The organism is Streptomyces sp. NPDC048411, assembly GCF_040704695.1.
GTDB lineage: Bacteria > Actinomycetota > Actinomycetes > Streptomycetales > Streptomycetaceae > Streptomyces.
Window position 1 is genome coordinate 22225 of sequence record NZ_JBEZKL010000091.1, and the last position, 7859, is coordinate 30083.

Below are 7859 nucleotides of genomic sequence, written 5' to 3' on the forward strand. Positions count from 1 at the left end.
CGGCCGGTCCGCTCACGGCTGTGGCGGGGACTCCGCCTTGGCGCGCACCTGTGCGGCGCGCGGGCTGTCGATCGCCTTCAGCAGGTCGGCCGCCCTGATCCAGCTCTCCCGCGCCTGGGCGTGCCCTCCCCGTTCCAGCTGGACCGCTGCGAGGTGGTCGAACACCTCGGCCTGGTTGTACGGGTCCAAGACCTCCTCGTACAACCGCAACGACGTCCGGTAGTCGGCGATCGCGGCGTCGAGATCTCCCAGGCAGTGCCGGGCGTAGCCGAGGCTGTCCCAGGTCGCGGCCTCGTCGCGGCGGTTGCCGGACTCCCGCAGCAGGGGGATCGCCTCCTCGCAGCTGGCGACCGCCGCCCGGTGGTCGCCGAGCATGGCCCGGTACGAACCCACCGCGTTGAGTTCACGGCCCACGGCACCGCTGTCACCGAGTGTGCGGAACAGCGCCAGCGCCCTCGCGGAGTGGTCCAGAGCCTCGGTGTAACGCTCCTGACGGGAACGCACCCAGCCGACGCTCCGCTCGGCGAAGGCCCGCTCCGCCGGGGACAGCCGGTGCAGTTGCCGCAGGATCAGGTCGACCTGCTCATCGGCCTCGTCGACGTGCCCGGTCTGGGCCAGCGCGCTCGCCAGGCCCGCGCAGTTCCTGGTGACGGCGACCGGATCGTCCAGCACGAGGGCCACGTCGAGGCCGATGCGCTGGATCGTCATCTCCTCGGCCCAGCGGCCCATGACCGCGAAGTAGGTCTGCCAGTCGAGTGTGAGGTGCATGCGGTGGCGCAGCAGCCGCGGATCGTCCAGGGAGCGCAGCGCGGCCGCGACGGTCGGCTCCTCCTGGCCGAACCAGTCCAGTGCCTCCTCGCGGTTGCCGATGGCGACACGCACCGCTCCGGGGACCGGCGGTTCGGTCGGTTCGATCCCGCGCCGGGTGTCGAGGAAGTGGTTGGCCGCGTGGGCGTTGTGTCGCAGGTAGTCCAGCAGACGTGTCTCGGCGGCGGAGCGGTCGTCCTGTTCCTGCTCGGCAAGTTCGGTGCCGTAGGCCCGCACCAGGTCGTGCAGCATGTACCGCCCGTCGGCGTCCCGCGACAGCAGGCTGGCCGAGGTCAGTTCGCCCAGGTGCCGGCGGGCCACCGTCATCTCCGCGCCCGCCAGCGAGGCGGCGGCCTCGGCGGACACGACCGACCCGGGGTGGAGGGCCAGATACCGGAAGAAGCGTGCCGTGTCAGGTGTCAGGGCCCGGTACGACCAGGAGAAGACGGCACGGACGTCGGCCCGCCGGTCACCGGCCGACAGGGTGTCCAGCCGGGCCTCGGCCAGTTCGCGGGCGGCGAGACGCAACGACATCCGCGGTTCCGCGCTCAGCTGCGCTCCGACGACGGCGATCGCCAGCGGCAGGTGTCCGCACAGCTCGACCAGACGGGCGGCGTCCTCGGGCTCCGCCCGGCACCGCTTCGCACCGATCCTGGCGGCGAGCGCGGCGACGGCCTCCGGCTGTGTCCACACGTCCAGACTGATCAGCGAGGCGCCCTCGGCCGTGGCCAGAGCGGACAGCCGGCTGCGTGAGGTGAGGATCGTCAGGCACCCGGGGGCGGCGGGCAGCAGCGGCCTGGCCTGGTCCGCGTCCCGCGCGTTGTCGAGTACGACGATGAGCTGACGGGACGCGGCCTGCTCACGGAACAGGGCGCTGCGTTCCTCGGTGCCGCGCGGTATGTCGCTGCTGGGCACCCCGAGCGCGCCGAGAAACCCGGCCAGGGCCTCGCCGGGGTCCAGGGGTCGTCCGGAGTTCTCGAACCCACGCAGGTTCACATACAGCTGACCGTCGGGGAAATGTTTTGCCACCTGATGGGCCCAGTGCACCGCCAGGGTGGTCTTGCCCACGCCTGCCATCCCGCCGACCGCGGCGATGACGACCTGTCCGCACCGCGCGGCGACCTGCGAAGTGATTGCGTGGACGGCCGTCAGCGCCTCCTCGCGGCCGCGGAAGACGGCCAGATCGGGCGGCAGTTGCCGGGGCACCTGCCTGGTGGACCGCGTGGACGCCCGCACGAGGCGCCGCCGTTCGTCCTCATCCAGTCCCAGAGGGTCCATCAGCTCGCGCAGAGTCGCCTGCCGCGGCAGGCTCTGGCCACGTTCCATGTCGCTGATGGCCCGCACACTCACGCCGGACACCTCGGCGAGGCGCTCCAACGTGAACAGCGCACGTTGCCGCGCCTCGCGCAGCAACCGACCGAAGGTCTTCTCGTCCATCCCCACCCACCCCGCCGGGCCGCGTGCCGACACGTCTGTGGGAGCCGGCGCCGCTGCTTCGGAAACGGCGTCAAGGTAACAGTTCTGGATTGAGCGTTAAAAACATCTCGCATGGTGAATCCGTAACGGAGGAAAACGCGAGATGCGAACGTCAGGCGAGGCGCTCTCCCGGCAGCAGACATGCCCGTCTTCCTGGTCCTCCTCCCAGTGGTAGGAGAAGATCACCGTCGCTCCCTTGCACAGGCCGAGAGACAGCATGGACACGCGCAGTGTCCTCGTCTTCGTGTCGTAGTCGACGCCTTCGGCTGACCAGGACGGTCAGTCCGGACAGCGCCACCGCCTTGCCCGCGGTGTCCACGCTCTCGCCCGCCGCCCAAACCGGGTCGCCGTGGCGGGCGAGCGCGGCGCGGAAGCGGATGACGGGGAAGAGGGCGTGGTCGATGCCGAGGGCGGTGCAGCTGGACTACGCGGTGGCCACGGACCTGTCCGGGAAGGCCGAGCGGCGGACCGAGGTGACGGTCACCCCGTCGCACCTGGCCGGCGCCACCGGGGCCGGTTCCGTTCCGTCACGCTCGACGTCTCCTACACGTCGGCGCGAGCCATCTGCCGCCGGCGGCGGATCGTCGTGTGTCGTGTGGTGCGTCTCGTACAGCTGGTGCAGCCGGGCCCTGCGGTGGTCAGACGGTGATGGTCTTGTACTCGGTGTAGGTGCCGAGGCCGACCGCGCCGTACTCGCGGCCGATGCCGCTGGCCTTGAAGCCGCCGAACGGGCCGTCGAAAGCGACGGAGGCACCGTTGACGGTGATGGTTCCGGTGCGGATGCGACGGGCGACGGCCAGGGCGTGGGCCTCGTCGGCGGACCAGACGCCGCCGGAGAGGCCGTACTCGGAGTCGTTGGCGATGCGGACGGCGTCGTCCTCGTCGTCGTAGGCGATGACGACCAGGACCGGGCCGAAGATCTCCTCCTGCGCGATGCGCATCGAGTTGTCGACGTCGGCGAAGACGGTGGGGGTGAGGTAGTTGCCCTTCTCCAGGCCCTCGGGGATCTGCGGGCCGCCGGTGACCAGGCGGGCGCCCTCCTCGATGCCGAGCTGGATGTAGCTGCGCACCCGCTGCTGCTGGTCGGGGCGGATCATCGGGCCGATGAAGGTGTCGGGGTCGTTGGGGTCGCCCACCTTCAGCGACTCGACCAGCTCCTTCAGCGCGGTCACGACTTCCTCGTACCGGCTGCGCGGGGCCAGGATCCTGGTCTGGGCGATGCACGACTCGCCGTTGTTGAGCAGGGAGCCGAACTTCAGGCCCGCGACGGCCTTGTCGATGTCGGCGTCCGGCAGGATGACGGCGGCGGACTTGCCGCCCAGCTCCAGGCTGACCCGCTTGAGCTGCTCCCCCGCGATGGAGGCGATGCGGCGGCCGGCCCGCGTCGAACCGGTGAACGCGATCTTGTCGACCTCGGGGTGCGACACCAGGTACTCACTGGTCTCCCGGTCCGCGGGCAGGACGCTGATCACACCCTCGGGCAGGCCCACGCGCTCCAGCAGTTCGGCCAGGAAGCTCATGCTCAGCGAGTTCTCCGGGGACACCTTGAGGACCACGGAATTGCCGGCGAGCAGGGCCGGGATGATCTTCGATGTGGCTGAGGAGAACGGCGAGTTCCACGGGATCACGGCCGCCACGACCCCGACCGCCTCACGGCGCACCACACTGCGCACCGGGGACGCCGGGTCGGAGGGCACCAGGATCTCCTCCCAGCCGAACTCCTCCGCCGCCTTGAGGTAGGCGTTCGCCTGCCGGGTCAGACCGGGCTGTCCGGCCATGGTGAACCAGCCCGCCGAACCGTTCTCCAGCGAGATGAGGTGCGCGGCCTTCTCCGCGTTCTCCTCGCGCAGCGCGTTGAACCGCCGCAGGACCGCGATCCGCTCCGCCGGCGGAGTCAGCCGCCACCCACCCGCCTCGAACGACGCCCGCGCCGCGGCCAGCGCGCGGTCGACGTCCGCCGGCTGCGCCTGTGCCACGCGGCCGATCACCGACTGGTCGTGCGGCGAGGCGATGTCGAGCAGACCCGGGTCGCTCGGCGCCACCCAAGAGCCTCCGATGAAAAGCCGGTCGTAGGTGATCATGTGCTTTCTCTCTTTCGGTTCTCTCGGACGAGTTCCTGAAGTGCCACTTCAATGTAGCACTTCTCTTCAGTAGATACACATGCAAGTGGTGACAGACTCCTGATCCTCCGCATCGACGTTACTCTTGAGGAATGAGAGCCGACGCAGCACGCAACCTGGAAGCCGTCCTGACCACCGGGGCACGCATGCTCGCCGCCGACCCGGGCGCGAGCATCGCGAGCATCGCCGCCGAGGCGGGGGTTGACCGGCGCACCGTCTACCGGCGTTTCGCCTGTCGCGAGGAACTCCTCGCGGCCATCTACGAATCCCGACTGCGCGCGATCGAGCGGGCCATCGAGGACGCGCGGCTGCGTGAGGCACCCGTCGCCGTCGCACTGCACCGCTACGTCGAGAACATCATCGCCGTCAACCGCACCTGGCCCGTCGACCTCACCCGCATGCTCGCCGACGACACCGTCCACGCCCGCCGTGACGCATGTATCGCCGAGGTCGACGCTTTCCTCGAACGGGCCACCGCCGAAGGACTTCTGCGCCGGGACCAGCCGGAGGGATGGACAGGGCCGCTGCTGCCCGAGCTGGTGAACCTGGCGGCACACCGGCAGACACACCTCGGCCCCGCGCAGGCTGCCGACGTGGTGGTCGACACGTTTCTGCAGGGCAACGGAGCGTCATGAGACGCGGATCGGGACGGCAGCATGACTTCGGGCCCGGCGGGAGGGTTTCCCACCGGGCCCGAAGCCGATGAAGGTACAGGTCAGACCGGGAGGGTCCAGAGCTGGTAGGCGCTGGCGGCGCAGGTCCAGATCTGGAGTTTGGTGCCGTTGGCGGAGCCGGTCGGGTCCAGGCACTTGCCCGACGCCGTCGCGACCAGCGAACCGTTCGTCTGCGACGCCCACTTCTGCGACGCTGCACCCGTGCACGCCGACAACTGCACCTGCGTACCGTCGCCGTGGCACCACCGGCCACCGTCATGCACTTGCCCAACGCACGCAGTGTCCCGTCCGACGCGGCCGTCCACACCTGCTGCGTACCCGAACCCGCCCCCGGGGCGACGGCCGACTCGCCACCGTGCACCCTGTCATATGTGATCCACTACAGGTGTGTGTTTCGATCTCACATGTGATCATGCGTTCACCTGCCGGGCGTCCGGTGTCGACGGCGGTATCGGCATTGCGCCCGGTCAGGTGTCGGCGGCGCGGGCGGGTTCGCAGGTAACGAAGGCGTGCGGCGTATGCGGTACGACCGAGGCTCGGGGGCGGGAAGTTCGGCTGATTGCCCTGATATATACCGCTTTCGGCGCTCGCTGCTCAGAGGGAACAAGCGGAACATGTGCTTCACGGTTTCCTTCATCGCGAGAACGGCAGCCCGCACACATAGGCTCGACCGTGGACACACGAGGCTGGTCCGGTGGTGAAGGGAGTGGGGCGCCGTGGAATCGCTCGTGACGATGATCGGCCGGGACGGTGAACGGGGGCAGCTGTCCGCGTTCGTCACGGCCGCCGAAGGGCAGTCCCTCGTCCTCAGGGGGGAGACAGGGGTCGGCAAGAGCGCCCTGCTCGACCATGTGGCCCAGCTGGCGGCGCGGGCGGGCAACGAGGTGGTCCGGGCTGCCGGGGTCGAGGCGGAGTCCGGGCTTCCGTTCGCCGGCCTGCACCAGCTCCTGCACCCTCTGCTGCCCTTCGTCGACGGCCTGGATCAGGTGCACCGCACGGTGTTCGACACGGTCTTCGGGCGGAGCGGCGGAAAGCCACCGTCGGTCATGTCGCTCGGCATCGCCGTCCTGGACCTGCTGTCCCGGGCCTCCTCGACCCGGCCGCTGCTGCTGCTCCTCGACGACGGCCAGTGGCTGGACGCCTCCAGCGTCGCGGTGGTCGGGTTCTTGGGGCGTCGGCTCACGGGCAGCTCGGTGAAGCTCGTCGTCGGGCTGCGTTCGGACGTCGCGTCGGGCTTCGACACCGCCGCCCTGCCGGAACTGCCGGTCACGGCCCTTTCCGAGGAGGCCGCGCAGCGACTTCTGGACCTGCGCCACCCGGGCCTGGCCACACCTGTCCGCCGTCTGGTGCTGGACCAGGCCCGGGGCAACCCGCTGGCACTGCTCGAACTGCCCGCCCATGTCCCCGCCGGGCAGGCGGAACTCGCGGCGGCGGAGTTCCTCGGACTGCACGACGCCTCACTGCCCTTGCCCCGGCGCCTTCAGCACGTATACGGCACACGTATCAGGAGGCTGGGCGACGCCGTCCGTGCGGAGCTGCTGCGCGGTGCCCTCGACGGTGTCGGAGCGACCCCGGGAACCGTGCCCGCGCACGGTCTGGGCCGCTACCGTGTGCGCGACGCCGTCGAGGCGGTGGCGGCCGGCCTGCTGGAGATCGACCCGGTCAGCGGCGACTTCGTCTTCCGGCACCCGCTGGTGCGTTCCACCGTGGTGCAGACGGCCACGCCCAACCAGCGCCGGGCCGCCCATGCCGACCTCGCCAGGGTGCACCGCGACGACGTCGAGCGGCGGGCCACACATCTGGCGGCCGCGACGGTCGACCCGGACGAAGAGGTCGCGGCCGCGTTGGAGGCGGCGGCCGACTCCGCCACCCGGCGCGGCAGCGCGGTGGCCGCCGTGACTTGGCTGACCCGGGCCGCAGAGCTGAGCGAGAACCGCGAGGACCGCTCCCGCAGACTCAGCGACGCGGCCTTCGCCGCGGCCCACGCGGGGCTCTTCGACCAGGCGCAGCGGCTCGCCCGCTCCGACCGGTCACCGGGCACGGACGAGTCCCCGGCGTCCGTGGTCACCTCGGCCTATATGGCGCTCTTCGAGGACGGGGACGTACGGCACTCGCACCGCCAGGTCGCCGCGGCGATCGAGAGCCTGCGCCACCGCACGCCACGCAAGGCCTCCGAAGATCTCCCGCGGCTGGTGAACCTGCTGCTGGCGATCGACCAGTACGCCGGTGACCCGGCCCAGTGGCAGGAGACGCGCGCGCTGCTCGGCTCGCTGGGCGATCTGGTCCCGTCGCGCTCGATGATCTACGGCGACGCGTGGGGCGACGTGGTCCGGCACGGTGCCGGTGTGCGGGAACGGGTGGAGCGGGAGTTCACCGGCCTTGCGGACATGGAACCCTGGGACATCAGCCGGCTGGGGGTCGCCGCCTACCACGTGGACACACTCAGCCAGTACCGGCCGCATCTCCAGCGCACCGTGGACCGCGAGGCCGAGACGGGCTTCGTACGCAACAGCATGACGATGCTGCACCTGATCATGCTCGACCAGATCACGGTCGGTGACTGGGACGAGGCCGAGCGCACCGGACAGCGCTGCCTGGACCTCACGACGTCCCACGGATACCTGTTGCTCGCGCATCACACTCGTGCGTATCTGGCCCAACTGGCCGCCCTGCGCGGCCAGGTCGAACGCGCCCGGGAGCTCCAGGCCATGGTCGACGCCTGGTCCCGCCCCCGCGGCGTCGGCTTCCTCACCCAGATCGCCGACGCCGTCGGCACCACCGC

6 protein-coding genes are annotated in these 7859 nt (G+C 70.5%); 2 read left to right on the plus strand and 4 right to left on the minus strand.

All coding sequences use genetic code 11. The features are described from left to right. Positions 1 to 12: 12 nt before the first annotated feature. The 3 genes from AB0915_RS26875 to AB0915_RS26885 form a co-directional block, all read right to left on the minus strand. Positions 13 to 2244, minus strand: a complete 2232-nt coding sequence (locus tag AB0915_RS26875; protein ID WP_366693514.1) for a tetratricopeptide repeat protein — start codon at positions 2242 to 2244, stop codon at positions 13 to 15. Positions 2245 to 2395: 151 nt separating this feature from the next. Next, positions 2396 to 2686 carry an MMPL family transporter gene (locus AB0915_RS26880; protein ID WP_366693518.1) on the minus strand — a complete coding sequence of 97 codons (291 nt, stop codon included), beginning with the start codon at positions 2684 to 2686 and terminating at the stop codon, positions 2396 to 2398. Positions 2687 to 2921: 235 nt separating this feature from the next. Then, complete coding sequence (locus AB0915_RS26885; RefSeq protein WP_366693515.1) at positions 2922 to 4364, minus strand: aldehyde dehydrogenase; 1443 nt, start codon at positions 4362 to 4364, stop codon at positions 2922 to 2924. A gap of 185 nt (positions 4365 to 4549) precedes the next feature. Here AB0915_RS26885 and AB0915_RS26890 point away from each other — a divergent pair, with 185 nt between their 5' ends. Then, positions 4550 to 5038, plus strand: a complete 489-nt coding sequence (locus AB0915_RS26890; RefSeq protein WP_366693519.1) for a TetR family transcriptional regulator — start codon at positions 4550 to 4552, stop codon at positions 5036 to 5038. Positions 5039 to 5118: 80 nt separating this feature from the next. On the opposite strand, the gene AB0915_RS26895 is transcribed toward AB0915_RS26890, so the two are convergent. Then, positions 5119 to 5298, minus strand: a complete 180-nt coding sequence (locus AB0915_RS26895) for an RICIN domain-containing protein (RefSeq protein WP_366693516.1) — start codon at positions 5296 to 5298, stop codon at positions 5119 to 5121. A gap of 513 nt (positions 5299 to 5811) precedes the next feature. Here AB0915_RS26895 and AB0915_RS26900 point away from each other — a divergent pair. Then, positions 5812 to 7859: ATP-binding protein (locus AB0915_RS26900; protein WP_366693520.1), on the plus strand; the 2048-nt coding region annotated here is incomplete at its 3' end.